The organism is Atopobiaceae bacterium, from assembly GCA_022483015.1.
GTDB lineage: Bacteria > Actinomycetota > Coriobacteriia > Coriobacteriales > Atopobiaceae > JALCUE01.
Window position 1 is genome coordinate 1988881 of the sequence record JAKVOB010000001.1, and the last position, 25483, is coordinate 2014363.

The 25483-nt window shown below is 66.2% G+C and carries 23 protein-coding genes, 4 tRNA genes and 1 pseudogene; 3 read left to right on the forward strand and 25 right to left on the reverse strand.

Going from position 1 to position 25483, the window contains the following annotated elements:
* Positions 1 to 11: 11 nt before the first annotated feature.
* The 6 genes from LKE50_08555 to LKE50_08580 form a co-directional block, all read right to left on the reverse strand.
* Positions 12 to 1676, reverse strand: a complete 1665-nt coding sequence (locus LKE50_08555) for an NlpC/P60 family protein (GenBank protein MCH3968642.1) — start codon at positions 1674 to 1676, stop codon at positions 12 to 14.
* Positions 1673 to 4087 (reverse strand): conjugal transfer protein TraC, encoded by a 2415-nt coding sequence (locus LKE50_08560; GenBank protein MCH3968643.1) that lies wholly within the window; start codon positions 4085 to 4087, stop codon positions 1673 to 1675. Before LKE50_08560 ends, LKE50_08555 begins: the two co-directional genes overlap by 4 nt.
* Positions 4035 to 4556 (reverse strand): PrgI family protein, encoded by a 522-nt coding sequence (locus LKE50_08565; protein ID MCH3968644.1) that lies wholly within the window; start codon positions 4554 to 4556, stop codon positions 4035 to 4037. Before LKE50_08565 ends, LKE50_08560 begins: the two co-directional genes overlap by 53 nt.
* Before the next feature lie 9 nt (positions 4557 to 4565).
* Complete coding sequence (locus tag LKE50_08570; protein MCH3968645.1) at positions 4566 to 4781, reverse strand: hypothetical protein; 216 nt, start codon at positions 4779 to 4781, stop codon at positions 4566 to 4568.
* A gap of 103 nt (positions 4782 to 4884) precedes the next feature.
* Positions 4885 to 6669 (reverse strand): type IV secretory system conjugative DNA transfer family protein, encoded by a 1785-nt coding sequence (locus LKE50_08575; protein ID MCH3968646.1) that lies wholly within the window; start codon positions 6667 to 6669, stop codon positions 4885 to 4887.
* Complete coding sequence (locus tag LKE50_08580) at positions 6666 to 7259, reverse strand: hypothetical protein (protein MCH3968647.1); 594 nt, start codon at positions 7257 to 7259, stop codon at positions 6666 to 6668. Before LKE50_08580 ends, LKE50_08575 begins: the two co-directional genes overlap by 4 nt.
* A gap of 345 nt (positions 7260 to 7604) precedes the next feature.
* Here LKE50_08580 and LKE50_08585 point away from each other — a divergent pair, with 345 nt between their 5' ends.
* On the forward strand, positions 7605 to 7877 hold the full coding sequence (locus tag LKE50_08585; GenBank protein MCH3968648.1) for a hypothetical protein: 273 nt from the start codon (positions 7605 to 7607) through the stop codon (positions 7875 to 7877).
* A gap of 26 nt (positions 7878 to 7903) precedes the next feature.
* On the opposite strand, the gene LKE50_08590 is transcribed toward LKE50_08585, so the two are convergent.
* The 9 genes from LKE50_08590 to LKE50_08630 all read right to left on the reverse strand — a co-directional run bounded on the left by LKE50_08590 (position 7904) and on the right by LKE50_08630 (position 12799).
* On the reverse strand, positions 7904 to 8182 hold the full coding sequence (locus tag LKE50_08590; protein ID MCH3968649.1) for a hypothetical protein: 279 nt from the start codon (positions 8180 to 8182) through the stop codon (positions 7904 to 7906).
* Positions 8183 to 8273: 91 nt separating this feature from the next.
* A complete protein-coding gene (locus tag LKE50_08595; GenBank protein ID MCH3968650.1) occupies positions 8274 to 8894 on the reverse strand; it encodes a CDP-alcohol phosphatidyltransferase family protein in 621 nt (206 codons plus the stop codon).
* A gap of 1 nt (position 8895) precedes the next feature.
* Positions 8896 to 9204 (reverse strand): TfoX/Sxy family protein, encoded by a 309-nt coding sequence (locus tag LKE50_08600; GenBank protein MCH3968651.1) that lies wholly within the window; start codon positions 9202 to 9204, stop codon positions 8896 to 8898.
* 69 nt (positions 9205 to 9273) lie between these two features.
* Entirely contained in the window at positions 9274 to 10146 is an 873-nt protein-coding gene (locus LKE50_08605; protein ID MCH3968652.1) for an ATP-binding protein, read from the reverse strand.
* 122 nt (positions 10147 to 10268) lie between these two features.
* A complete protein-coding gene (locus tag LKE50_08610) occupies positions 10269 to 10601 on the reverse strand; it encodes a hypothetical protein (GenBank protein MCH3968653.1) in 333 nt (110 codons plus the stop codon).
* Positions 10591 to 10875 (reverse strand): helix-turn-helix domain-containing protein, encoded by a 285-nt coding sequence (locus tag LKE50_08615; protein ID MCH3968654.1) that lies wholly within the window; start codon positions 10873 to 10875, stop codon positions 10591 to 10593. The genes LKE50_08610 and LKE50_08615 overlap by 11 nt, the downstream gene beginning before the upstream one ends.
* 175 nt (positions 10876 to 11050) lie before the next feature.
* Complete coding sequence (locus LKE50_08620) at positions 11051 to 11290, reverse strand: helix-turn-helix domain-containing protein (GenBank protein ID MCH3968655.1); 240 nt, start codon at positions 11288 to 11290, stop codon at positions 11051 to 11053.
* Positions 11291 to 11652: 362 nt separating this feature from the next.
* Positions 11653 to 11727 (reverse strand) — tRNA-Val (locus LKE50_08625).
* 145 nt (positions 11728 to 11872) lie between these two features.
* Positions 11873 to 12799, reverse strand: a complete 927-nt coding sequence (locus tag LKE50_08630) for a putative ABC transporter permease (protein ID MCH3968656.1) — start codon at positions 12797 to 12799, stop codon at positions 11873 to 11875.
* A 123-nt stretch (positions 12800 to 12922) separates the two neighbouring features.
* Here LKE50_08630 and LKE50_08635 point away from each other — a divergent pair.
* Together LKE50_08635 and LKE50_08640 are read left to right on the forward strand one after the other, a co-directional pair.
* Positions 12923 to 12998: transfer RNA gene (locus LKE50_08635), tRNA-Gly, on the forward strand.
* Positions 12999 to 13042: 44 nt separating this feature from the next.
* A tRNA-Cys gene (locus LKE50_08640) sits at positions 13043 to 13116 on the forward strand.
* A gap of 68 nt (positions 13117 to 13184) precedes the next feature.
* On the opposite strand, the gene LKE50_08645 is transcribed toward LKE50_08640, so the two are convergent.
* From LKE50_08645 to LKE50_08690, 10 genes and pseudogenes are all read right to left on the reverse strand, one after another.
* Positions 13185 to 13916, reverse strand: coding sequence for an anti-sigma factor antagonist (locus tag LKE50_08645; protein ID MCH3968657.1), 732 nt, complete (start codon positions 13914 to 13916; stop codon positions 13185 to 13187).
* 189 nt (positions 13917 to 14105) lie between these two features.
* Positions 14106 to 16304 (reverse strand): SpoIIE family protein phosphatase, encoded by a 2199-nt coding sequence (locus LKE50_08650; GenBank protein MCH3968658.1) that lies wholly within the window; start codon positions 16302 to 16304, stop codon positions 14106 to 14108.
* An 86-nt stretch (positions 16305 to 16390) separates the two neighbouring features.
* Positions 16391 to 16481 (reverse strand) — tRNA-Leu (locus LKE50_08655).
* Between the two features lie 135 nt (positions 16482 to 16616).
* Positions 16617 to 18758, reverse strand: a complete 2142-nt coding sequence (gene feoB / locus LKE50_08660; GenBank protein ID MCH3968659.1) for a ferrous iron transport protein B — start codon at positions 18756 to 18758, stop codon at positions 16617 to 16619.
* Positions 18751 to 18957 carry a ferrous iron transport protein A gene (locus tag LKE50_08665; GenBank protein MCH3968660.1) on the reverse strand — a complete coding sequence of 69 codons (207 nt, stop codon included), beginning with the start codon at positions 18955 to 18957 and terminating at the stop codon, positions 18751 to 18753. Before LKE50_08665 ends, feoB begins: the two co-directional genes overlap by 8 nt.
* 298 nt (positions 18958 to 19255) lie before the next feature.
* A complete protein-coding gene (locus LKE50_08670) occupies positions 19256 to 20281 on the reverse strand; it encodes a dipeptide ABC transporter ATP-binding protein (GenBank protein MCH3968661.1) in 1026 nt (341 codons plus the stop codon).
* Between the two features lie 162 nt (positions 20282 to 20443).
* A pseudogene (locus LKE50_08675) lies at positions 20444 to 21337 on the reverse strand (ABC transporter ATP-binding protein).
* A 98-nt stretch (positions 21338 to 21435) separates the two neighbouring features.
* Positions 21436 to 22332 (reverse strand): ABC transporter permease, encoded by an 897-nt coding sequence (locus LKE50_08680; GenBank protein MCH3968662.1) that lies wholly within the window; start codon positions 22330 to 22332, stop codon positions 21436 to 21438.
* A gap of 68 nt (positions 22333 to 22400) precedes the next feature.
* Entirely contained in the window at positions 22401 to 23438 is a 1038-nt protein-coding gene (locus tag LKE50_08685; GenBank protein MCH3968663.1) for an ABC transporter permease, read from the reverse strand.
* A gap of 239 nt (positions 23439 to 23677) precedes the next feature.
* Positions 23678 to 25375 (reverse strand): ABC transporter substrate-binding protein, encoded by a 1698-nt coding sequence (locus LKE50_08690; protein MCH3968664.1) that lies wholly within the window; start codon positions 25373 to 25375, stop codon positions 23678 to 23680.
* Positions 25376 to 25483 lie beyond the last annotated feature (108 nt).

Below are 25483 nucleotides of genomic sequence, written 5' to 3' on the forward strand. Positions count from 1 at the left end.
GTCTCCTTCGTCTAGAACCTGACGGCGCAGGTGAAGTAGCTGATCCCCTCGGCCACGCGCACGTGGTCGCCGGGCTTCGGCGCATGTATGTACGAGTTGCCCCCGAGGTAGATGGCGACGTGGCCGGGCTTCCAGAGGATGTCGCCGGCGCGTGCCTCCGAGAGCGGGACCGACGTCCCCGCGGCATGCTGGTCCTCGCTGTTCCTCGGTATCGAGATGCCGGCCTGCGCGTAGCACCACTGCGTGAGCCCCGAGCAGTCGAGCCCGACGTAGGGCGTCGTCCCTCCCCAGACGTACGGCGTGCCGAGCTGGGTCATGGCCGCCGCGACCACCGTGCCCCCGTCCGCGGACGTGGAGGAGGCGAGGTCGGCCACGGCCATCGCGTCGAAGCGCCTGAGCCCATAGGTGTCCATGACCGACTTGAGCGAGTCGACGTAGGAGGAGGACGTCGCGTAGCCGGCGTCCTTGAGCCCCTCCGCCATGAGGTCGGAGCTGTGCTCGGAGATCGCCTGCCGGATGAGCGCGTTGTCGGCGTACCGGCTGTTCTGCAGGAGCACCCGCGAGCGGAACCTGATGCAGTCCTCGTACGACGCGAAGCACGTGAAGGCGTCGGTGATGGTCACCGACTGCCCGTCGTACTCCTCGCCCGTCTGCCAGGACTCCTTGCCGGTGACCTCCGGGCACGAGGCGAAGCTCGAGGCCCACTTGATGCCGAAGAGGTTGTTGTCCCGCGTGGCGAGCCCCGAGAGGTGGTCGCCCACCCCGGACTCGAGGATGATCTGGGCGATGGTGCAGCCCGCCGGGTGCCCGTACTCCTCCTGGCAGCGCAGGGCCTCCTCCACCATCGAGTAGGTGATGTAGGGAGGCAGTCCCGCGACCGACCGCTTGGACTCCTCGTTCTCCCAGAACCCGAAGACCGATCCCAGGAGCTGGGAGACGACCACCGAGGCGAGCACGAACGCGAGGATGCCGGCGAGCACGCCGGCGACCGGGACGGCCGCTGCCGGTGCCGCCGCTGCGACCGCGGTGCCGCCCGCCTTGGCCGCCGCGCCGGTGGCCGCTGCCTGCGCCTGTGAGGCGGCCGCGGCGCTCGCCGCCCTCCGCGACGCGATGGCGCGCGACGCCCCCCGCGCGGTCGCCCCGTGCCTGCCGTGCCGCGCGCGGGTCGCGCGCAGGACGGAGGTGCGCGACCTCCCTCCCGCTCCCCTGGCGGCGCCGGCCCGCGTCTCGCCGGCGCGCGCCGCGGTGTCCCCGGTCCTGGGGACGTCGGCGCCCCCGGGACCGCCGGCACCCGTCCCCGCCTGCCCCTCGGCGCCCTTGCCGGCCGTGGCCTGCTCCCGCCCGTCCCTCCTCAGGGATGCGTCATGCCGGGCCCGCGCGGCCCTCGACGCCGTCCGCCCCGTCCCCTCGATGGCGTCCTCGGAGGCCTCGCGGCCGTCGTCGGAGTCGGGGTCGACGGCGGTCGCCCCGCCTGCGAGGTCGCGTGCGGTGCCGAGCGCCCTGGCGCCCCTGGCCGCAGCGGCGCCACGCCCGCCATGGGCATGTCGGGACATGGCGCCCGCGCGCTCGTCGGCGTCGCGGACGATGCCGGACGTGACCGCGTTTGTGCTCCCCTCGAACGCGACCTCCGATGACTTGGGCCGCGTGCGCGGTCCGTCCTCTGCCGCCCCGCTCACCTCGCGCGCCTCCCCGCGGACGAGGCGGCGGCACGCTTGGCCTCGGCGACCTCGTCCGGCTTGGTGTTGAACAGGTCGTAGAGCGCGCCCTTGGGGAAGTCGTCCTTTATTGGGACGCGTGCCCCGCCGGCGACGAGCAGGCCCTCGCCCGGCTTAACGGACTCGTCGATGTAGCGCGACTCCTGCTCCGAGAGCCCGAGCAGGTCGACCCATGCCTTGCGGTCGAGGGGGCTCTGCTTGTGGAGCAGCACGAAGTCGGAGTTGAGGACCATGTTCCTGGCCTCCTCGTGCTCGAGCATGTAGACGGAGTTCTGGGTGATCCCGGTGCAGATGAGGTTGAACTTGCGGCCCTCCGCCCAGAACTTCGAGAAGTAGCTCACGATCGACGGGTGCTCGAAGAGCGACTGGACCTCGTCGATGTAGAGCCAGGTGGTGATGCCGCGCTCGAAGTTCGAGTACATGCGGTTGCGGACGCTCTCGAGGGCGGTGAGCATCCCGAAGACGCGCATGTTCTGCGAGAGGTCGCGGAAGTCCACGTTCGTGACCCTGTCCTCGAACCCCACGTTGCTCTCGTGGTTGAAGAACGAGGTCGCGCCCCTCACGTAGCGCTCGTAGCGGAGGGCTATGTCGCGCGCCTCCCGCTCCGGCTGGGCGAGGAGCGTGTCGTAGAGGTCCTGGAGCGTCGGCGTGGCGGCGCGGGCGTCGCACGCCTCGTAGGCCTCCTCCACGCAGCGGCTGATGATCGACTTGTCGGCCTCGGGGAGGCCCTGGCTGCCCTCGGCCATGGTCGCGCCCGACAGCGCCAGGAACGCGTCGATCTTGAACGCGCGCTGGGCGCTCGGGCTCTGCTCCGCGACGTCGGCGAGGTCGAAGGGGTTGAGGTGGGCGCCGGAGTCGGGGCCGAGCCTGATGCTGGTTCCCCCGTTCGGCACCACGACGGGCGAGTACTCGCCCGCCGGGTCGAATATGATCACCTGGTCCTCGGGGTAGGCGAGGATCGTGTTCTCTATCTCCCGCTTCACCGAGAAGCTCTTGCCGCTGCCGGGCTTGCCGGCGACGTAGCCCATGGGGCTCGCGAGCCTCTTCCGGTTGCAGATGACGAGGTTCGAGGACTCCTTGTTCTGGCCGTAGTAGCCGCCGCCCGCCTGGTTGACCTCCTGCGTGGCGAACGGCATCTGGATGGCGACCTGGGCCGTCGTCATCATGCGGCTCACCTCGACGTGGTTGTTCCCCAGCGGGAGGACCGAGTTGAGGCCCTCGCGCTGCCGGTAGTCGAGCGTGTCGAGGTCGATGGAGTTGGATCGCGCGGCGCGCATGATCTGCATGACCTGGTCGTCGAGCTCGGCCGGGGTGTCCGCGTAGGTGTGGACGAGCCCCGTGTACGAGAAGAGGCGCTGGTTCCTGTTCTGGAGGTGGTCGAGGAGGTCCTCGGCCTCGGCCTTCGAGTACTTGAGCTCGGACGGCAGGATCTCGAAGTCGTAGCCGCGCTTCACGGCGCTCATCTGCTCGTCGATGATCTCCTTGTCCATCCACGCGAGGCGCTGCTTCACGTAGGAGATCGCCCTCGCCTTGTCCATGCCCTGCACGTGCAGGACCACGGCGAGCGGGATGGGGAGGTCGATGAGCTCGGCGAGGCAGCGGTCCGAGAGCTCGCTGCCGAAGGAGCGGACCACGAGCGTCTGGCACCACTTGCCGTCCACCCTGAGGCAGGTGGGCGACCCGCCGGGCTTGGTCTCGATGCAGGCCGGGCATATGAGGTCCTTGGTCCTCAGGCCCGTCTCGGCGCCCACCATGCCCCAGTCGAAGTCGAGCCTCCGCCCGGGTCGGAGCAGGTCGTTCACGACGCGCAGCCGCGCCTCCCCGTCGAGGAGCCCGACGTCGCATCGGATGCGCTGGAGCGCCTGCGTGACGTCGCCGCGGACGCGCGCGAGCCTCGGCACGGCCGAGGCGGCGTCGGCCGCGCCCACCGAGAACGTGAGGTAGCGGTCACGCACGAGGTTGGAGACGCCCTCGCGCATCTTGTCGTTGAGGATCCGGTTGTACTCGGCGGCGAACCGCCCCGTGGTGGGGTCCGACCCGTCGAAGAAGATCCTGTTCCCGATCTCGTCGGCAGGTATCGGCGTGTTCACGACGGAGAGCTGGACCGAGCTGTCGGCCCCGAAGGAGTCGAACAGCTGGCACCACGCCGAGAAGACCGCCTCCTGGGCGTCCTTCCTGGCGGACTGGTAGCTGATGTCGGAGAACGACACCGTCTGCGAGAAGAGCCCCTCCTCGACCTCGCAGATGCCGTCCCTGTACATCGCCTCGAACCCTATCGCGTTGTAGACGTCCCTGGCCGCGCGGCGGTGGCGGCGCCGCTCAGCGACGGAGGTGCTTAGCTCGCGCTCCTGCTCCCGCATCCTCCTGCCCATGGGCTTGCCTCCCGGCCGCGGCGTGCGCCCCTGGCCGTCCCCCTCGTCCGTCGTCCTGCCCCTCTTGGCTCGGCTCATGGAGCTCCGCCCCCTTCCTCCTCGACTTCCTCCGGTATCCCCTCGACTCCCTGGCGGCGAGCCCCTGCGGCGGCGCGGCCATCGAGCAGCTGCTCCTGTAGAGGAGCAGGCCGTCGCCGGTCGCGTGCTCCCACAGGAGCGGCACGAACCTCTCGGCCCTCATCCCGTGGGGGCGCCAGAACCCCATGAGCCAGAACGGCATCGAGGCCGCCATGACGGGCAGGCTCGCGTCGGCCGGCTCGACGCCGAGCAGCACGTGGCACGCGGCCGCCGTCCCCACCGAGGTGGCGAGGCCGCCCGCGACGCAGCCGAGCGTCCTGAGGCTCAGCTTGCCTACGACCTTCTCCGTGTACTCGCCTATGTCCTTGTGGACCGCGACGGAAAGCGACATCGCCGCCCCCTAGGCCGGGAGCCACGAGGTGTCGAGCATCCCGAAGTAGACCGAGGCGGCGATGATGATCGCCCCGCCCGCGATGGTCGAGATGGCGCTCGCTATCTGCGCGCCGCCCTGCTGCTCGCGTATGGCGAGGCCGAGCGACACGGCGCCCCAGACGACGAGGAAGCCCCCGAGGAAGGAGACGCACCCCGAAACGAGGCTGATGATCTGTGAGAGCATGTGGTGCCTCCATGACGTCGGCGCGGCGGTGCCGCGACCGTTCCCGTGCGCCGCGACGCCCGTCCGGGGGAGGCGCGGCGCTTCGCCTCCCCCGCGGGCTCCCCTATTTCATGGGGGCCACCCCCTCGCGGAGGCGCGGGTGCCTGGCCGGGTCGTACTTCCCGTCGACGACGGGGTCGGCCCCGGCGATGAGGACGATGGCGCGGCGGCGGTCGAGCTTCGCGACCTCGGCCGACTGGATGAGGTCCCGCTCGGCGACGTTCCTGCTCTGGGTCGAGTTGGGGTTGGCCCCACGGCTCTCGCTCGTCCCGAGGAACGAGACGGTCTCCTTGCCGACCTGCTCCGAGACGCCACTGTTGGTCTCGGACGACTTGCCGCCGAGGAACAGCGTCGTGTCGCAGCAGTCGACGATCGTCTGGGCGTCGTCCCCGTAGCGGCTCTTTAGCTGGGCCGTTGACTGGAGGATCACCGAGACGCCGATGTTGCGCGAGCGCACGACCGCGACCGTCCGCTCGAAGTCGGGGAGCCGCCCGATGTTGGCGAACTCGTCGAGGACGAGGTGCACCGGCACGGGAAGGCTCCCGCCGTGCTCGCGGAGGGCCCGCTCGCAGAGCAGGTTGGTCGCCTGCCACACGAGGAGCGCCAGGACGAACGAGTAGGTGCCGTTGGTGTCGGACGACGTCGCGAAGATCGCGGTGCGTCGCCCCGCCTCGCCCATGCGGTCGAGCCCCATGTCGTCCCGCGAGAGGAGCTCCCTGAGCTCCGCGCTGTCAAGGGCGCTGAGCCGGGCGTTGCAGCTGATGATGATCGACTTCAGGGTCTTGCCGGCGGCCGCCTTGAAGGCGCGGTAGCGGGAGAGGGCGAAGTCCTGGTCGGGTGTGAGCGGCTCGGCCACCCGCACCCACCTGACCCTCGCGGCGCCGCCGCAGAAGGCCCGGCCGCCCGCCTCCTCGCCCCCCTCGTCGACGACGCATCTGCAGCCCGTCTCGACCTCGCGGAACAGGAGGTCGAGCGGGCTCTCGAACCCCTCGTCGGCCTCGCTCGCCTCGGCGAGCGACAGCAGCGTCATGAGGCCCGGGAGGTTCGCGTCCTCCCGCTGGCAGTGGTCCACGAGGTAGGTCACGAGCGCCGTGTAGAGCAGGCGCTCAGAGTTCTCCCAGAAGGGGTCGGCCGAGTCGTTCCTCGTACGCTTCGTGTTGGCGATGAGGCAGTCGACGAGCTCCAGCACGTCCTGCTGCGTCCTCACGTACGCGATGGGGTTGTAGTGGTCCGACCTCCGGAAGTCGACGGTGTCGACGCGACGGACCTCGTAGCCGAGGGGAACGAGCACCGGTCCCACATCGTCGGCCAGGGTGCCCTTGGGGTCGGTGACGAGGTAGGAGGCGTTGGCCTGCAGCAGGTTCGGCAGGACGTAGCTCCTCGTCTTGCCGGAGCCCGAGCCACCGACGACGAGCACGTTGCGGTTGCGCTCATAGCGGGGGTCGTGGTCGGCACGCGCGAGCGCGAGCGACACGTGGCTGGTGAGGATGATGTTGGCGTACGGGTCCGTGGGGTCGGCAAAGCGCGACGCCTCGTGCGGCGTGGCCCACCTGGCCGACCCGTGCTCCTCGCCCTGGCGGTAGTTCCCGGCCCGGACGAGCTGGTACGACCAAGCGACCCACACCCCGCAGCACGCGAGCGTCCCGACCGCCAGCGGCACGGGGTCCAGCGAGGGGACGGGGCCATTGGCGGCGAGGTATGACGGGACCTGCGAGACGGCCGCCTCGAGGTTCGAGGCGGCCTGCCCCGGCATGGCCGAGAGCGTGGCGGCGTAGAGGTCTCCCGCGAGGAACGCCGCCGCGGAGGCGAGCGCGACCACGGGCGCGGGGAGGGCTCGGGTCCTGCTCACTTCGCCCTCGTCTCCTGCTTGTGGTGCCGCGGCTCGGGAGCGTGCTCAGGTGCCTTGGTCTCCTCCTGCGCCTTGGACGCTGCCCTGACGCGCGTGGCACGCTCTGACAGCGGCTCCTCGTCCCGACCAGCCTCCCGGTCGCATCGTGCCCGCGACCGTATCTCGGCGGCGGCGCGCTCGCCGGCCTTCCTGGCATCGCCCGCCAGCGTATCGAAGCTCGCGGAGACGCCAGGCGCGTCGGCCGTGCGGAAGACGAGCCAGCTCCTGCCCTGCTCGTCGTCGTTGAAGTAGTGGAGGAGCCCGTCCGAGGACAGGCGCGCGTCGATCGCGGAGCGGACGGTCGGAAAGTCGTCGAGATCCTTGAACTCATGGAGGTCGAGCTTGGCGTACTCGGGAAGCGAGGCCTCGTGGCCCGCCGCCTCTGGCGTCATGTCCCGCGCGTGCTCGAGCGCGGCCGTCAGCCTGTCGACGGCCCTCTGCACCTGCTCCTGGGACGAGCCTGCCCCTGGGCGCCTGTTCGCGTAGAGGCCGATGCGCATGGTCCACTCGTAGAGCTGCTGCCCGGCATCGTCGCCGAAGTCCTCCGCCATGCCGTCACCTCCCTGATGACGGCGGGCCACCTCGACGTTGACGGGCCACCTTGCGGCCACTGTTTACCGAGTCGATGTTGGATGCCGAGCGTGGCCCGCCGCGACTGATTACACAGGAGACGGCTGGCGAGGTGGGCGGCGTTGTCCGTGCTGGCGAGGACGGGCGATAACCCTCCAAGAGCATGGGTAGGATGCTAGTAGGCATGCTTCACTACCATCTCGGTTGTCTAGGCCATAAGCACTGGAGGGAAGCTACGTTCGCGTCGGTCGGCAACGATGGCCGCGCGAATCATCACGAGGTCGTTCGAGGACGAGTGCGGGGCACCCGCAGAAGGGCGGCAGACGATGGCTTTATCGCTGGTCGACGGGGGCCTTCCCTCGCGTATGACCTTCGCCCAGTGGCTCGGGGCCGAACCAGGGAGGGCAGGGTACTGCCCCAACTGTGGCGGTCTGCGCTCGGTCCGGGAGCCTCCCGTAGAGTATGACCCGACGTACTACGCCCATGTATGGTGCCCAGTCTGCGGCGGGACCTGGGCAGGCGGCTTCATGCTCCCCCGCGAGACCTACGACCTCGAGACGGGCGAGGAGATCGACTGGAAGGCAAGAGGGGTGTACTAGGGGCGACGCGAGATACGCTTCTTTCCTCAGAAGCCCTCGAGTCCCGACAGCACTTGCCCGGAGTCGTCCTTGTCGACCTTAGGAGGCCTCATCGGAAGACTGGTCTCCGCCCTCCTCCTGTCCCCGCCCAGAAGGGTCACGTCCATGCACGTCTCCGAGAGCCTCGATACGATGGCCTCCGCCGTCTCGCGCTCGCCCTTCTGGGAGAGCCGCTGCCTGAGTCCCTCCATCGTGTACTGCGACGTCTGATGACGCGGCACCACGCCGCCGGCCTCGTCCCTTATGACACGACCATCCTGAGGCACGAGCGGGGCCATCCTCGACCATTCTTGCGCTCCTTGGGAGCGAAGGGCAACGGCGACACCTGGCAATGGCCCCGGTCGCCAACGATGCCCATCAGCGACAATCGTCCTGCTTCCTAACGAGAATCGACGCCCTGTCGAGGTCGAGCATCCTCATGGTCGCCATGAGGACCAGCTCCTCGAGTGCCGACAGCGTGGCTGCCATGCAGGAGACCACGACCGGGACGTCCTGCCCAAGCCAGGGGATGAGCGCGATGGACACGAACAGGACCACGCCGCACGCCTTGTTCGCATAGGTATGGAGGAGGGAGGCCGTCCCGAAGCGCAGGCGGCAGGTGACGATGCTGAAAAGCCTGACGACCGCGATCGCGATGACCCAGACGACCATCCAGACATGCCACTCCAACAGAGGCACGAGGACGATGAGCAGCACCAACGTGAACACCGCGTCCGACAGGCTGTCGAGACGAGCGCCCATGCGGGATCCGTGGCGCCAGCGGCGGGCAAGCGCCCCGTCGAGCACGTCGCTCGCGCCGCACCAGAGGAAGGCCGCGAACCAGGGGGTGCCAAACGGGGCGAGCAGGAGGAGTGCCGGTGCCACGGCGATGCGGCTGATGGTGATGGCGTCGGGGAGGATGGCCCTCACCCTCGCAAGACAAGAAAGAGGGTCGGCCGTCTCTCTCGGCTGCGTCTTCAGCCGGTCGGTCCTGCGCATCCTACCGCCTCCGAGGTCGTGGGAGCTCGGGTAGCATGGCCTCAATGAGCGCGGAGAGGAGCTCGGGATCGTCGGGGTCGACCGCAAGCATGGGTCTGGCGCCCTCATAGGGCAACTGCTCGGCCGCGTCGCCCATCAGCCTTCTGGCCACAGGCGTAGGCTTGGCCAGGAGTCGGTCGTCATAGATGCCGCCGAACACCTTTCCGGAGGCATAGAGCACGTACTCCCCCATCATCCTGCGGAAGGAGACGTCAGGCACGCCGTCCAGCTGCCCCAGGACGTAGCGCAGGTACCCCTCCGAGCTCGCCATGAGCGCTCCTCGCGGTTCGCAACCATCCCATGGCGGACAGTATACGTGCTGCGACCTCTCGCTGAAGCCTCAGAAGCCCTCGAGTCCTGACAGCACTTGCCCGGAGTCCTCCTTGTCGACCTTCGGAGGCCTCATCGGAAGACTGGTCTCCACCCTCCTCCTGTCCCCGCCCAGAAGGGTCACGTCCATGCACGTCTCCGAGAGCCTCGATACGATGGCCTCCGCCGTCTCGCGCTCGCCCTTCTGGGAGAGCCGCTGCCTGAGTCCCTCCATCGTGTACTGCGACGTGATCACGGTCGGCAGCATCCGCTCATAGCGGGCGTTCACGAGCGTGAAGAGCATCGTGAGGGCCCACCGCGTGTTCGACTCCTTGCCCAGGTCGTCGAGGACCAGAATCCCGCAGGACAGGTAACGCTCCATCTCGCGCTTGCTCGAGGACCCGCTGTCGTAGGTCTCCTGTATGTTCGTGAAGATGTCCAGCGCGGACGAGAAGATCGCGTCGCACTTCTTCGCAATGAGGGCCTTGACGATACCGGCGGCGTTGTACGTCTTGCCGGTGCCCACCGGGCCGTGCACGTAGAGCCCCGTCGAAGTCTCGTCCTTCACGAACGAGTCGACGTACGCCCTGCAGTAGCCGTCCGTGAGCGTGGCGTCGGCGAACTTCGCCGGGACGCCGGCCCTTGCGAGGAGGCGCGCCTTCTCGCCCTGCTCGGCCGTCTCCGCCGCGTCGGCGACCTCCTGGTCCTCGCGGCGCTCGCCCTGGCACCCGCACCTCGCGTGCGACACCCAGTAGACCTTGCCGGCGAAGACCGCCCCGAGCTGGTCGAGCGGTTTGCCGCAATGCGGGCAGGGAACCTTGTCAGGCTCCTGGTCGACGAGCCCCGCCGCCATTGCCTCCGACGGCGAGATCAGGCGCCCCTTGCCCCTCTCTTCTCCATCCACTCTATTCTCCTCTCTAATCTTGGGTGACATGGCGTCAGGGGTGGGGGTGACACGGTGTCACCCCTTTCGGCCATAGGGGGTGACACGGTGTCAGGGGGGTGACACGGTGTCATGACATCCTGTCACCCCCACTGGCCTCCATGGAGAATCGCCGAGATCACTTCCCTGTTCACGCGATACTCCCTGGTGCTGCAGCCTGTCTGATGTCGCCTCATCCCAATGTCGTCGATGAGTCCGGACGTACATAGCCTTGCGAACGACCTTGCAACCTGCCGACTGCTGATTCCGAGGAAGTCGGCACATCTCCCCCTGCTCTCGTAGTAGCTGCCGTCGGGGTCGGTGCAGAAGCTCAGCACCCTTGCGTAGACGAGGAGATCCACTCCCCAGAGGCCAAGCTCGTGCGTCATGAAGCGGTAGATGGTCACGTACTCGTCGGGCCTCTCGCTAGCAGCCATCCCCGGCCCCCGGCCTCATGGCCCTCTGGTCCCTCCAGAGCACCGTGTGCCTGTCGAGCCATGCCACCAGGTCCTCGCGGTAGATGAATCCGTTCCTCCTCTGACCCTCGAAGCAGCGGAACGGCATCGGGTCGTCGGCCTGGTCTGCGAGCTCCCTTATTCGCGTGACGTGGACGTGGAGCAGGCGCGACACCTCCTCGATGGTGTAGTACTCCTTGATGTTCACGCCCCAGGAACCGAGCGTCGTGCATCCGTCCGCGCGCGTTTCAGCCATGACCGATCATCTCCAATCGGAGGGGTGGACGGCCGGCACGTAGGCGCAGCTAATCCCATGGGCCAGTGGATAGGGTGTCTCAGCCTCGTTTGCCAGCCATGGGTCCCTTGACGTTAACGCATGGCAAGGGCACTTATCCATGCCTCGCAGGGCACCGCGCCCTGGAGCGACCTCCTCATAACTCCCCATCGTCGCGGACCTCCTCGAGGCCGGCATAACGCATGAGGGCGGCACGGTTGACACGCCACTGATAGCCGACCTTCACGCTCCTGATCTTGTTGAGGGCACAGAGCCTCGTTACCGTCCTGGAGGAGACGTTGAGGATGTCCGCCGCCTCCCGTACGTCAATGAGGTCAGGCCTACGCCCATAGAACGTCCCTCTGTCATGGTGTTGCCCCATATGGTTCGCTGTCATGTCCGGTCCCACCTCATGTCGCTGTCGGTTCGATGCGAGAGGCAGATTAGGACGATGCGGAGGGTGCGAACGGGAAGACATGGGAGGGGACGTCTCTTAGGGTCTCATAGGGACGCGAGTCACGAAACGACCATGACCGCAGCCGTGACGCAGATGGCATGCAATGTCCTGCATGGTTCCTACCGTCCCGAATGCCAAGGACGGCATAATCTGCGGGCAGAGACAGCCTCGTGCATAAGTTACAGCCGATTACCGTTCGCCGATTGGCCGTTTTCGGCTCATTTGGTGCAAGCCGTGGTGCAGGCCTTGGTGCAGAAAAAAAGCAGGTCAGAGCTGTTAGGCATCTGACCTGCTGTTTCATGTGGTGGGCGTTGCAAGATTTGAACTTGCGACCTCTTCCGTGTCAGGGAAGCGCTCTCCCCCTGAGCTAAACGCCCGAATATGTGGTGCCGCTCGCGCAGCGGAGTTGATTGTACGCGAACACGGGGCCTTGGCGCAAGGGTCGTGGCCGCCTTTTCGTGGTCTGCTCGCAATTGCTCGCACAAATGCCAGGCAGACCGCGAGGCCGATCAAAATTAGCCCCTACAGCCTCTCGCCTATCACGAGGTTCTGGAAGCGGTCCTCGATGAACTGGTCCGAGAAGTGGTCGTCCACATAGACGTCGAAGGCGTTGGCCGGGGGGATCCCGGCGTCGCGTGCGCCCTTCCGCGCGAAGCACACCAGCGTGGCGATGACGTCCACCGAGAGGAACACCGTGATGAGGATCACCACGACCATCTGCCCGCGGCGCGTGGGCTTGCCGATGATGAAGAGCAGCTCCGGCATGACGAGCTTGTACCAGACGAGGCCGATGACGCCCCACATGAGCAGGTAGCGCCAGGCCACCCACTCCGTGATGGAGTCGGGCAGGTACGCATACGTCCAAGACTCGGCATGGGCGAAGTAGCTCATCCCCATGCCGGCCACCTGTTCCAGGGCCCCTCCTACGCAGGCCGAGATGAGGAACACCTGGATGGGCTTGGACTTCCTGAAGTACCAGAGTATGAACGTGAGGGTGAGCCCGCCGAACCCGTAGAGCGGCGAGAAGGGCCCCCACACCAGTCCCACGCGCAGGTCGGTGCGGCCGTAGGTCACGTACATGAAGAACATCTCCACGAACAGCCCCACCACCGAGCAGACCACGAAGATGATGAGGAACTGGTAGAAGCCCGGATGCAAGTGCTCGAGGTAGTCCTCGCGCTCCTCGGCCCTGATATGGAGGACGGCACGACGCTGCTCGGCCGAGAGGCTCGGACGAGCCTTGGTGCGCATGCCGCCATGGGCGGCCGTCATGCGGGAGCGGCCCATCTCGCGAGCCGTCTGCCGCACGTCCTCAGGCATGTGCTCGTTTCCCACGAGGCGGTCGAGGGTCCGCCTGCGGCCGAAGCGCAGTCCCAGCCTACGGACGAGTGCCGCGATGCCCACCAGGGCCAGCACGAGGGCGAACACGATGACAAGGACGGGAAGCACCTACGACACTCCTGACCTCGGCAACACGGGGGTGTGCCGACTGATACACGCCTGACATGTCCATACTAGCGAAAATCGACACTTGCATGAGGCGAGCGGGTCGCGTATAGTAACTCCTCGCACGCGGGCTTGGCGCAGTTGGTAGCGCGCCACCTTGCCAAGGTGGAGGTCGCGGGTTCGAATCCCGTAGCCCGCTCCACGTGTTCTTTAAAGGGGTCGAGCGTGCTCGGCCCCTTAAGCTATGGCGACGTGGCCAAGTGGTAAGGCATGGGCCTGCAAAGCCCCCACCCCCAGTTCGAATCTGGGCGTCGCCTCCATGCTCAGGACGCAGGGCGGTCATCCTCGGATGGCCGCCCTGCTCGTTTTGGAGCCTATCCCCTCCCACTCACACAGAGGGTGCCATGGGGTCGAGCAGCTTGACGAGACGGACCACGGTGCCCTCCCCCGTCGACTTGGTGCCTATCGTGACGGAGTCCGCGAGCATCCTCATGAGCTTGATCCCACGCCCGCGCTCGAGGCTCTGCTCGGGCTCCTCGTCCTGCGCGAGCTCGAAGCCCTCGCCGCAATCCGAGACCTCCACGACCACGCGGTCGGGATAAGCCAGGACCACCAGAAGGACGCCTTCGGCACAGGTGTGGTCGATGGCGTTGCCGAGCGCCTCGCCGCCGGCAAGCGTCATGTCGAAGACGGCATCCTTGCCGAGGGGCAGCCGCGAGAGGAGCTCGGAGAGTCGGTCGCGCGCCCGGCCGAGCTGCATGGGATTCACGGGAATGACCCGGCGCCAGAGCGGCCTCACGGACGGGTCGAGCACCGGCACGGAACGCACATGCCCCCTGCGCAGGACGGGAACGAAGTCCACGAGGCAGGTGACCACGAGGGTGTGATAGACGTCGTCACCCACGCCGCTCAGGCTCAGGAGCCCTCCCTGGGCACGCATGTCGCGGGCGAGCGTGAAGACCAGCGCCACCCCCATGGAGTCGATGTAGGATACGTCAGCCATGTTGAGGATGACGCGGCGGCAGCCGACCTCCACGGCCGCCTCGAGCCGCTCCTTGAGGCGCGGGACCGTCGTGACGTCGAGGTCGCCCTCCACGGGGACCAGCAGTATGTCAGACATAGGTTGCATGCCCTAGTTTTTCCCAAAGATGCGAAGGGCTAACGCCGCGGTCGGGCCAGATGCCCATGAGAGGCACGGACCTCACGCCCGCCGATGTCCGCCCTCGTGGCGTCACGGCCTTGTGAGCCGCGTGGCGCCGATGGGCGAGCCCACGGCAGAACCAGGCCCCCGAGGCCGGGAGAGCGGCTCTCAGTCGCTCACAGGACCAAGCTCGTCGAAGCGGAGCGACATCATCGCCACGTCATCGTCCAGGTGACGGTCGGTGAAGGTGTCGAGCGTCTGGAGTAGGCGGTCGAGAAGCCCATCCGTCCCTCTCTGCGTCTCGCGCATGAGCGCCTCAGAGAGGCCGTCCTCACCGAAGAAGTCACCCTTGGGCCCCCTGGCCTCGGTGACGCCGTCGGTATAGAGCAGGAGCAGGTCGCCGCGCTCCAGCGAGATGACGCCGTCGCGATAGGTCATCTCGCGGAAGGCGCCCACCACGCCCGACTGGACGTCGAGCGTCTGCAGCTCGTGGGTCGAGGCGCGGAGCAACATGGCGGGGGGATGCCCTGCCGAGCAGTACGTGAGCGTCGCGGCCTCGAGGTCCACGAGGCCCACGAAGAGCGTCGCGAACGTCTCGAGTCGGGAGAAGCCGAGCAGGAAGTCGTTGAGGGAGCGCACCATGTGGGCCGGCGGCAGGCCCTCCCAGGCATAGGCGCCCAGCGCCGTCTTCACGGCCGCAGAGACGCTCGCCGCCTCCACACCCTTGCCCGACACGTCGCCGAGGATGACGCAGGCCCTCCGGTCGGGAAGGCGGATGAGGTCGTAGAAGTCACCACCCACAAACGCGGCCGCCGTCGCCGACGAGTAGAGGGCGCGCGCCATGACGCCGTCGACCTTCTGGAGCTCGTTGCGCATGCCGGACTGCAGCGCCTGCGAGATGCGCGTGTCCTGGGTGCGGGCCTCGGCACCGGCCACGGCCTGGCGGATGTCATCGGCGACGCGGTGGAGGAAGTCGAGGTCCACGTCCTCGAACGGCTCCGAGCCCGACTCCCTGAGCAGCAGCACGCACCGGCGCGTGCCCGAGATGCGCCCCATGTCGAGGAGGGCGCCCAGGCACGGGGCATCCTGGCGCGCGAGCCAGCATGACAGGTCGGAGCCCGCCGATATGGCAAGGACCGCCACCCCGTCCTCAGAGAAGCCCTCCTCCAGGGCATCGAGGTCGAACGGGAGCTCGACGCTGTCCCTGCCAGGGAGGTCGACCATGGCCGTCCGTTGCGCCTCGTTGACGCGGACCACCGCGAGCACGGCCGAGAGCTCCTCGCAGAGCCGGTCGAAGGCGTCCGTGATGGCCCCTTCGTCCAGGCCGGCACTGCCCACGAACGTCTCTCGGAGCTCCCCGGCCAGGGTGTCGAGCCGCGCGGCACGGCGGGACCGGAGTTGCGAGAAGGCCGCCATGAGCTCGACGGAGAGATACTGCGCGACGGCATCGAGGAGACGCCCGTCCTCCTTGTGCATGGCGCGCCCGTCGGACCAGCCCACCTCGATGATGGCGATCACATGCCCGCCGAACCACACCGGCACGCAGAGGAAGCCCCTGAAGGGTGGGAGGAGGTTGGCCGAGATGCGGTGGACCTCGTGCGTCTCGTCGTCGATGACCTCGCGACGCGTGACGTGCCCGCCCCGGAGCTCCTTGGTGGTGGGGGGCGCCAGGCGGAGCCTGAGCGTATGGCCCACGCGGGTGGCGAGGGTCTCGACCGTCTCGCCATAGGCCATGAACTGGGGCACACGCTTGTCCGCCAGCGAGTCGGTGATGCCGCGGAGGCGGAACCCGTCCTGCTCGGCGAGGTAGATGATGGCCCCCTCCGCCTCCATGGTGTCGCGGAGCTCCTCGAGGACGCGCCCGAAGAGGTGGCCGACGTCGCGCGAGTCGAGCGTGCCGAGGACGATCCGCAGGGTGCCGGCGAGGCGGTGGTTCGCCTGCGAGAGCTCGTCGACCAGGCGGGTGTTCTCGCGCTCGACGCGATTCTCGGGATCGAGCTCGTCCATGACCAGGAGGTAGGTCTCGCCAGGGCCCGACACGCGGTCGCACCGGACCATGACGGGGCAGCCTCGGCCGCCCGGCCGCTTGAGGCGGCAGCGGCTCGCGAGCCCGTCGCGCGAGAAGGGCCAGCCGGAGGCGTCGTCCTGGCCGGTACCGGACTCGAGGAGGTCTGACACCACCGAACCCTCGATGTCCTTGCAGGGGCTCCCCACGAGACGGGCGGCCTCGCCGTTGGCGAGCAGGATCAGCCCGTCGCCGTCGAGGAACAGGATGCAGTCGCAGGTGAGGTCGAGAAGCGCCGCGAGCGCCCCAGAGACGGTGCGCTCGCCGATGCGACCGACGCGCTTGGAGCCAGCAGCTGCCACGACGCCCCCTCCGCGAGGGCCGGCGGCAGGAGATGACACACGGCCCCTAGATACGAAAACGGCCCCGAAGGGCCGTTGCGCTTGCATGGTGTCGGAGGCGGGACTTGAACCCGCACGACCTTTTAGTCAGTCACTAGCACCTCAAGCTAGCGCGTCTGCCAATTCCGCCACTCCGACATGCGTTTGAAGCAAGGAGAATCGTACCACAACGTGTGCGCCTGCCAAGTGGCGAGGGGATTTTTCTTGGCAGCCCCGCGGAAAGGGCCACGGGCAGCCCGCCACCAGCAGGCATAGCCCCAGCGTACGAGGCTGCTATCCCAGGATCGTCCCCGCCACGAGGTACACCACGAAGGCCACGACCCAGGCCACCACGATCTGGAACACCACCGAGAAGGCCGTCCAGCGCCCGGAGCCGCTCTCGCGGCGGATGGTGGCGATGGTGGCGATGCAGGGGACGTAGAGCAGGCAGAAGACCATGAGCGACAGCGCGTTGGCCGCACCGAAGCCGATGCCTGCGAGCTGGGTGGCAAGCGCGGCCGAGCCCGCGCCCCCCGTGGCCCCGAAGAGGACGAACATGCTCGAGACCACGACCTCCTTGGCGGAGATGCCGGCGATGAGCGCCAGCGCGATGCGCCAGTCCCCCAAGCCGAGCGGTGCCAGCAGCGGCGAGACCCAATGGCCCAGGAAGGCACCGAAGCTCAGGGCGACGTCGTCGCCCACGGCCCCCTGCGGCCCGAAGTTGAGCAGCGCCCACATCACGACCGAGGCCACGAAGATCACGGTGCCGGCGCGCGACAGGTAGTCCTTGACCTTCTCCCAGACGTAGATCCAGACCGTATGGGCGTCAGGCATCTTGTACTCGGGGAGCTCGATGAGGAGCATGTCATCGGCCTCGGTCTCGTGGTCATGGGCATGGAGCACCAGAAGCACCAGCAAGGCCACGACGATACCCACCACGTACATGGAGTAGGCCGCGACGCTCGCCCATATTCCCGAGAAGAACATGCCCGCGAAGAGGATGTAGATGGGGAGGCGGGCGGAGCAGCTCATGAACGGCGTCACGAGCATGACGCGCTTGCGGTCGCGGGGGTTCTCGAGCGCACGCGACGCCATGATGGCAGGAACCGAGCAGCCGAAGCCCACGATCATCGGGATGAACGCACGACCGGAGAGGCCGAGGCGCCCCATGATGCCGTCCATGACGTAGGCCACGCGACTCATGTAACCCGAGTCCTCAAGGAAGGCCAGCGCCAGGAAGAGGATGAAGATGTTCGGAAGGAAGGTGAGGACCGTGCCGACGCCGTTGATGACGCCGTCCACGACGAGGCTCTGGATGGCATCGCTCGCTCCGGCAGCGGCGAGGCCCGTCCCCACCAGACCCTCGAACCACACGAGGCCGTCCTCGAGGAGCCCCTTCACGGCATCGCCCACCACGAACGTCAGCGCGAAGACGAGAGCCATGATGAGCAGGAAGATCGGGATGGATGCGAAGCGGTTGGTGAGCACGCGGTCGACGGCGTCGGTCGAGGCAGCACGTACGTCTCGGTTGAAGACGACCTCGTCCACCACCTCCGAGATGAAGTCATACCTCTCGCGGATGAACTCGTTCTCGTAGCTCCGGTCGATCACCTGCGGGAGGTCGACCGGGTAACGCTTCGTCATGGCCTCGTCGGCCTCGAGGAGCTTGATGGCATGGTAGCGGGGGTTCACGACGTCCGGATAGGCCGAGGCGAAGGCGTCCTCCACATCATCGATGCGGTGCTCGAGCTCATCGGAGTAGACCATCGCGTAGTGCTCGTGCTTGGAGGAGAGGTCGTGGGGCACGGAGTGCGTGTGGATGATGGGGTCCGGCTGCGTCATGCCCTTGTGGTGCACCGCCGCGTGCATGAGCGGGCCCAGGCCCTCCCGCTTGCGGGCACAGATCGGCACCACGGGCATGCCGAGCATCTCGGGGAGGCGGTGGGTGTCGATCTCCATGCCGCGCTTGCGCACCACGTCCATCATGTTGAGCGCGATGACGACAGGCTTGCCCAGCTCGAGGAGCTGGATGGTGAGGTAGAGGTTGTGCTCGAGCGCCGAGGCGTCGACCACGTCGATGATGACGTCCACGTCATCGGAGAGGACGTAGTCCCGTGCGACCTGCTCCTCCATGGTGTAGCTCGTGAGCGAGTAGGTGCCGGGAAGGTCTACCAGCGTGATCTCGTGACCCTGGAAGGTGGTGTGTCCCTCCTTGCGCTCGACCGTCACGCCCGGCCAGTTGGCCACCTTGAGGTTGGCACCGGTGAAGGCATTGAAGAGGGTGGTCTTGCCGCAGTTGGGGTTGCCCACGAAGGCGACCGTGAGGTCACGGGCAGGGACCGGCTCGGCGACGGGAGGATTGAGGTCATGCCCCCCCATGGAGTCGTGGTGCGGTCGGAGCTCGGGGGCGCCGCCGTCGGAGAGGACCTTACTCATGGGCGCCTCCCACCGAGCAGGTGCGCTCCACGTGGATGCCCGACGAGACCCCGCGCCCGAGGGCGAAGCGCGTCTCTCGGAGACGGATGATGATGGTTCCCCTGCTCTTGTTGTTGAGGACCTCCACGGTGGTCCCCGGCGTCATGCCGAGAGCCTCGAGCCTGTGCTCTGTCGCTGTTGGAAGGTCGAGGTAGGACACCTCATAACTCGTACCGATGACACCCTCGTCAAGGGTGGTCGAGACCTCGTTGGACTTGATGATCGCTCATCCCCTGTGGTCGCTCCGGGCAGATAAAGTTTACTTAGGTAAACTCTCTGGGAGAAACTATACCACAAGACCATGGGAGGGGCGCAGGCATGGGCATGGGCACATGCCCTTCCGCCGCCAGAGGCGCCTTGGCATGCGTCAACCCCGTGTTCCTTTGCGAACATCCCGCAGCGCCGTACTTTGGCGCGAGGACGTGAGCGAGGGAACACGGGGTTGACGAAAGACGCACCTACAGCTCTATTGAGCTCTGCTTGATCGGGAACGGGGCCGAGAAGTGGCAGGCGCAGTAATGGCCTGGCTCGACCTCCTTGAGCTCGGGGCGCTCCTTGGAGCAGATCTCCTTGGCGATTGGGCACCTCGTGTGGAAGCGGCAGCCGGTCGGTGGCTCTATGGGTGAGGGCGGGTCGCCATGGAGGATGATCCGCTTGCGCGAACGCTGCAGGTCAGGGTCAGGCACGGGCACGGCCGAGAGGAGCGACTGCGTATAGGGATGCTGAGGCGCCGCATACAGCGTCTTCCAGTCGGAGACCTCCATGAGGTTTCCGAGGTACATGACGGCCACGCGGTCCGAGATGTGCTGGACCACGGAGAGGTCGTGGGCGATGAAGAGATAGGCCGTGCCGTACTGCTCCTGGAGCCCGGAGAGCAGGTTCAGGACCTGCGCCTGGATGGAGACGTCGAGTGCCGAGACAGGCTCGTCGCAGATGATGAGCTTGGGCTTCAGGGCGAAGGCGCGCGCGATACCGACGCGCTGACGCTGGCCACCACTGAACTCGTGGGGATAGCGGTTGATGTGCTCGGGGTTCAGGCCCACCTCGTCGAGAAGGGCGCGGACGGTGTCCATGCGCTCCTCGTTGGAACCTCCCTCGCCGTGGATGACCAGGGGCTCCGAGACGATCTCACCGATGGTCATGCGCGGGTTGAGGCTCGCGTACGGGTCCTGGAAGATGTACTGCATGTCGTGCCGCATGTGCTTGAGTTCCTTCTTCTTCATGTCGGCGACGTTCTCGCCGTTGAAGAAGACCTTGCCTCCCGAGGGATTGGTGAGGCGCATGATGCAGCGGCCGGTGGTCGACTTGCCACAGCCGGACTCGCCCACGAGGCCGAAGGTCTCGCCGGGGAAGATGTCGAACGAGATGTCATCGACGGCCGAGACCTTCTTGGAGATGCGGCTCGCGAACACGCCGGAGTCCACAGGGAACGCCTTGGAGAGGTGCTGCACGGAGAGCAGCGGCTTCTTCTCGTCTGCCATCAGCGCTCACCCCCATTCTTGGTCGCGTCGTCAGTCGCCGAGGAAGCAGGTGCCTCGGACGAGCTCTGTGCCTTCGTCTTGGTACGGGAGTTGGCCGGTGCGTTCTTGGCCACGAAGTCGGCATCCATCGAGTAGTGGCACCTGGAATAGTGGCCCTGTCTCGGTGGTATAGGTCTCAGGACGCTCCGAGCGGCACTTGTCCGTGGCATACGGGCACCTCGGGCTGAAGGAGCAACCGGCGGGAACGTTCACGAGCGAAGGCGGGTTGCCCTTGATGGGTGTCAGGGGGACCTTCTCGTTCGCGAGAGGCTTGGGGATCGAGCGGACCAGGCCCCAGGTATAGGGATGCATCGGGTTGTAGAAGATGTCATCGGCCGAGCCGAACTCCACGGGGCGGCCCGCATACATGACCATGATCTTGTCGGCGACGTCGGCCACCACGCCGAGGTCGTGCGTGATCATGACGATGGCGTTGCCGTTCTTCTCCTGCATCTCCTGCATGAGCTCGATGATCTGGGCCTGGATGGTGACGTCCAGGGCCGTGGTCGGCTCGTCGGCGATGAGGATGTCCGGGTCACAGGCAAGGGCCATGGCGATCATGACGCGCTGACGCATTCCGCCAGAGAACTGGTGAGGGTAATCCTTCACGCGTTGCTCCGGGTTGGGGATGCCGACCATGTCGAGCAGCTCGACGGCGCGGGCCAAGGCCTCCTTCTTGGAGTACCCACGATGCAGGCGCAGACCCTCGCCAAGCTGACGCCCGATGGTATAGACGGGGTTCAGCGAGGTCATGGGGTCCTGGAAGACCATGGCAATGTCGTTGCCACGGATGTCCTGCATCTGCTTGTCGGTCATCTCGAGCAACGAGTGGCCACGATAGCGGATGTCGCCGCCCTCGACCCTTCCCGGCGGCATGTCGATGAGGCCCATGATGGTCATGGCCGTGACCGACTTGCCGCTTCCGGACTCCCCCACCACACCGAGGGTCTCGCCGCGGTCGAGGGTGTACGAGACGCCATCGACGGCCTTGACGACGCCGTCCTGGGTGTGGAAGTACATCTTGAGGTCATCAAGCTCGAGCAGATGGCATCCCTCGGGGACCGGCTGGTCCTTGAGATCGACGTGCTGCTCGTTGCTGTTGTTCTTCTTCGTCATGATCACGCGTCCTTCATCTTGACGTCGAGGGCATCGCGCAGACCGTCACCCAGCAGGGTGAACGCAAGCACCGTGGAGATGATGGCAAGGCCGGGCATGAGCATCAGCCAAGGCTGCGTCTGCAGGTATTGCTGGCCATCCTGAATCATGATGCCCCAGGAGGGCGTAGGCGGCGTGACGCCCATGCCCAGGTAGGACAGCGCCGACTCGGTGAGGATGGCGCCGCCGACGTTCATCGTGGCATAGACCACGATGGAGGCGACGGAGTTGGGGAAGATGTGGCGCACGATGATGCGCGCGTCGGAGGCACCCATGGAGCGGGCGGCGTCCACGTAGTCGTTCTCCTTGACCGAGAGGATCGCGCTCCTGAAGACTCGCGCGATGCTCGGCCAGCCCAGGACGCCGATGGCTATGAAGACGTTCTGTATGCCCGACCCTATCACGGCGAGCATGACGATGACGAACAGCGTGTACGGGAACGCCAGGAAGATGTCGGCAAGGCGCATGATGATGGTGTCCCAGATGCCGCCGTAGTAGGCAGCGAGGGCACCCATGACGAGGCCGATCACCGTGGAGATCGCCGTGGCGAGGAGGCCGACGGCAAGTGAGATGCGCGACCCATAGATGACGCGGCAGAGCACGTCGCGGCCCATGGCGTCGGTGCCGAACGGATGCTCGAGCGACGGCGGCAGCTTGGAGAGCTCAGCCATCTGCGAGGAGTCGATCTGCGTGGGCGAGCCCAGCCACTGGGGGACCCAGAGGTCGGCCGTGATGGCGATGAGCGTGATGATGATGATCCAGACGAGGCCGACCATGGCGAGCTTGTTGCGCTTGAGGCGGCTGAAGGCGTCGCTCCAGAGCGTACGTGTGGGCTTGGTCTCCTCCTCATGGGCCTGCATGGTGTCCTCGACATGAGCTACGTACTGGTCCTCAGTCTTCTTTTCCTTCTTTACCATGTCACGCCCCCCTATGCCTTGTCCTTGGGCGCGCCATACCTGATGCGAGGATCAAGGAAGGCATAGCTCACGTCCACTATGAGGTTGATGATGAGCACGACGATGACCACCAGGGTCACGCCGCCCATGACGATGGGCCAGTCACGTTGGGTGATGGCTCGGTAGATCTCATAGCCCACACCGGGCCAGTTGAAGACCGTCTCGGTCAGGATGGCACCCGAGAGCATCGAGCCGAAGTCGATGCCGATGTAGGTCACGACGGGGATGAGGGCGTTCTTGAGCGCGTGGTGCACGATGATGTTGCGCCGCGAGAGGCCCTTGGCCTTGGCCGTCCGGATGTAGTCCTGGTTCATGACCTCGAGGAGCTGCGAGCGCATGATGCGGGCGGCATAGGCGGTGGACACGGCCGCGAGCGTGCAGGCCGGCAGGATGTAGTAGACCCAGTCCTGGAACTCTGACCCTGGGCTTCCAGCGCCCGAGATGGGCAGGTAGAATCCCCCGCCCGTCCAATCCTTCATCCAGATGCCGAAGAACAGCTGTAAGAGCATGCCTAGCCAGAAGGCAGGCATGGCCACCAGGAGCGAGGTGATGAGCGTCACGAGGACATCCCAGAAGGAGTATCTCTTGATGGCCGATATCATACCGGCACCTATGCCCACCACCGTCTCTATGATGATGGCGACGATAGCGAGCTTGATGGTGTATGGATACTTCTGCGCGAAGATGTCCGTCACCGCCTCACCGCGCGTGTAGGAGGTACCCAGGTCACCGTGGAGCAGGCCGTTCATGTAGCTGAGGTACTGCTTCCACAGGGGGGTCTTTATGGTGTTGCCGTCCTCGTCATACACGATGCTGCCATCGCTGTTGGTCTCGATGAGGCCATTCGAGGCACGCAGCTGCAGCTCGACCGCAGGAGTGAGCGCCTTGTCGCCGGCGATCAACTTGATGGGGTCTCCGGGGACGACGTTCTTGACCACGAAGAGGATGATCGTGACGCCGATGAACACCGGAATGAACTGCAGGATGCGCTTGATGATGTACTTGACCATACGCAGGTCTCCTGACGTTCGGTGGACAGATGCCGGCCCGTTGATGCGCGAAACTGAAAGCGTATCTGCTCTTACGGGACGGAGTATGCAATCGAGGGTGAAGTATACCCGTACGAGAGCCGCTCCGCCCCGTGGGAACGGATATGTAACAAGTCCGTTAACAAACGAGAAGCGCGGCAAGCACGCGGCGGGGCACCCCGAAGGATGCCCCGCCGCAGGTCAAACACGGGCCATGCAGACTACGAGGAAAGCTCGCACTGCGACATGTCGGCCTTCTTCTGCGGGTCGACATAGAGGCTCTGGATCTTGCTCGAGCCGCAGACCTGGTGCTTGTAGAACATGAGCGGGATGACCGGCATGTCCTCGGCGATCGTCTTGTTGACCGCCTGGAGCTTGGAGATGCGCTGGTCGTCGTCGGTCGTGGTACGGGCCTCGGTGATGGCCGCATCGACGTCGGCGTTGGAGTACTGCGAACGGTTGTCGCCGTTGCCGGTGTAGAACAGCGGATACAGGAAGTTGTCCATGATCGGGTAGTCGGCGATCCAGCCGAGACGCCCCATCTGGAAGTCGCCCGCGTCATAGTCGTCGAGGATGGCCGCCCACTCCTTGGTGGTCGAGGCCACGTCGATGCCCACGGCGTTGAGGTCGGAGATGACCGACTCCATGATCTGCTTGTGCGAGCCGTCGAGGTTGTAGGACAGCGTGAGCGAGAGGTTGCGCTTGCCGTCGGAGCCTGCGGGGTAGTACTGGTCGAGCAGCGCCACGGCAGCGTCCTTGTCGTACTTGGAGTACGCCCAGGCACCCTCCTCGTAGCCCTTGATTCCGGGCGGGACGATGTTGTCGGCGGGGTTGCGCGTGCCGGAGAACAGCGTGTCGCAGATCGCCTGACGGTTGATGGCGAGCGAGATGGCACGACGGAGGTTGACGTCGGCCATGACGGGGTCCTTCACGTTGACGGCGATGTAGTACGTGGAGAGCTCGTCGCCCAGGAGGATCTGCTTGCCCGGGGTGATGGTGAAGCCGTCGTCGGACTGGCCGTAGGTCTTGAGGGCATCGTCGATCATGGACGTCGGGACCTCGGCGACATCGATGTTGCCGGCCTGGAACTCCTTGTAGGCGGTCTCGGCATCCTTCTGGATGTTGAAGTGCACGCCGTCGATGGTGGCCTTGGAGTCGCCGTAGTAGTCATCGTTCTTGACGATGTCGATGTACTGGCCGTCCTCCCACTTGCCGCTCATCTTGAAGGGGCCGTTGCCGATGGGGGCATAGTAGAAGGTCTTGTGGTCGTCGATCGCGGCCTGGGGCACCGGCACGAGCGCGGGGTGCGAGCAGACGTAGGGGAAGTCGGCGTAGGGAGCCGTGAGCTGGACGACGAAGGTGTTGTCGTCGGGGCAGGTGAGACCGGGCATCTCGGTGGCGTTGCCGGCCTGGAGCTCGTCATAGCCCTGGACCATGGCGAGGTGGTACGAGATGACCGAGGGACTCGCGGACGCGGTGTCGTCACCGGTGGTGAGCGTGTTGGGGTTCACGATGCGCTCCCAGCCACGCTTGAAGGCCTTGGCGTCGACGGCATCGCCGTTCGAGAACTTCGCACCCTCGGCAAGGTGGAAGGTGAACTTGGTGGCGTCGTCGGACGCCTCCCAGGACGTGGCGGCAAGGGGAACCAGCTGGCTCTTGGAGAAGTCATAGCTCACGAGGGAATCGAACAGCTGGTAGCAGACCTGCGTGCCCTGGTCCTCCTGGCAGTTGAACGGATCGATGCACTCGGGGTTGTTGAGGTAGTAGTTGAGCGTACCTCCCGAGGTCGACGTGGTGGACGCCGTCGTGGTGTCCCCACCCTTCTTGCCACAGCCGGCAAGCGCCACGAGCGCACTCGCGGCGATACCTCCCTTGACGAAGGTACGGCGGCCCATCACGGGCTGCTTGAAATCTGCCATGCAATTCCTCCTTCGCTTACGACAAGGGGCAGGTCAACCTGTATGGCCATGGGTCCCCTTGCCAAACCGTCGGGCTGCCGTGCATCCCCCGCCCGACCACAATCACCC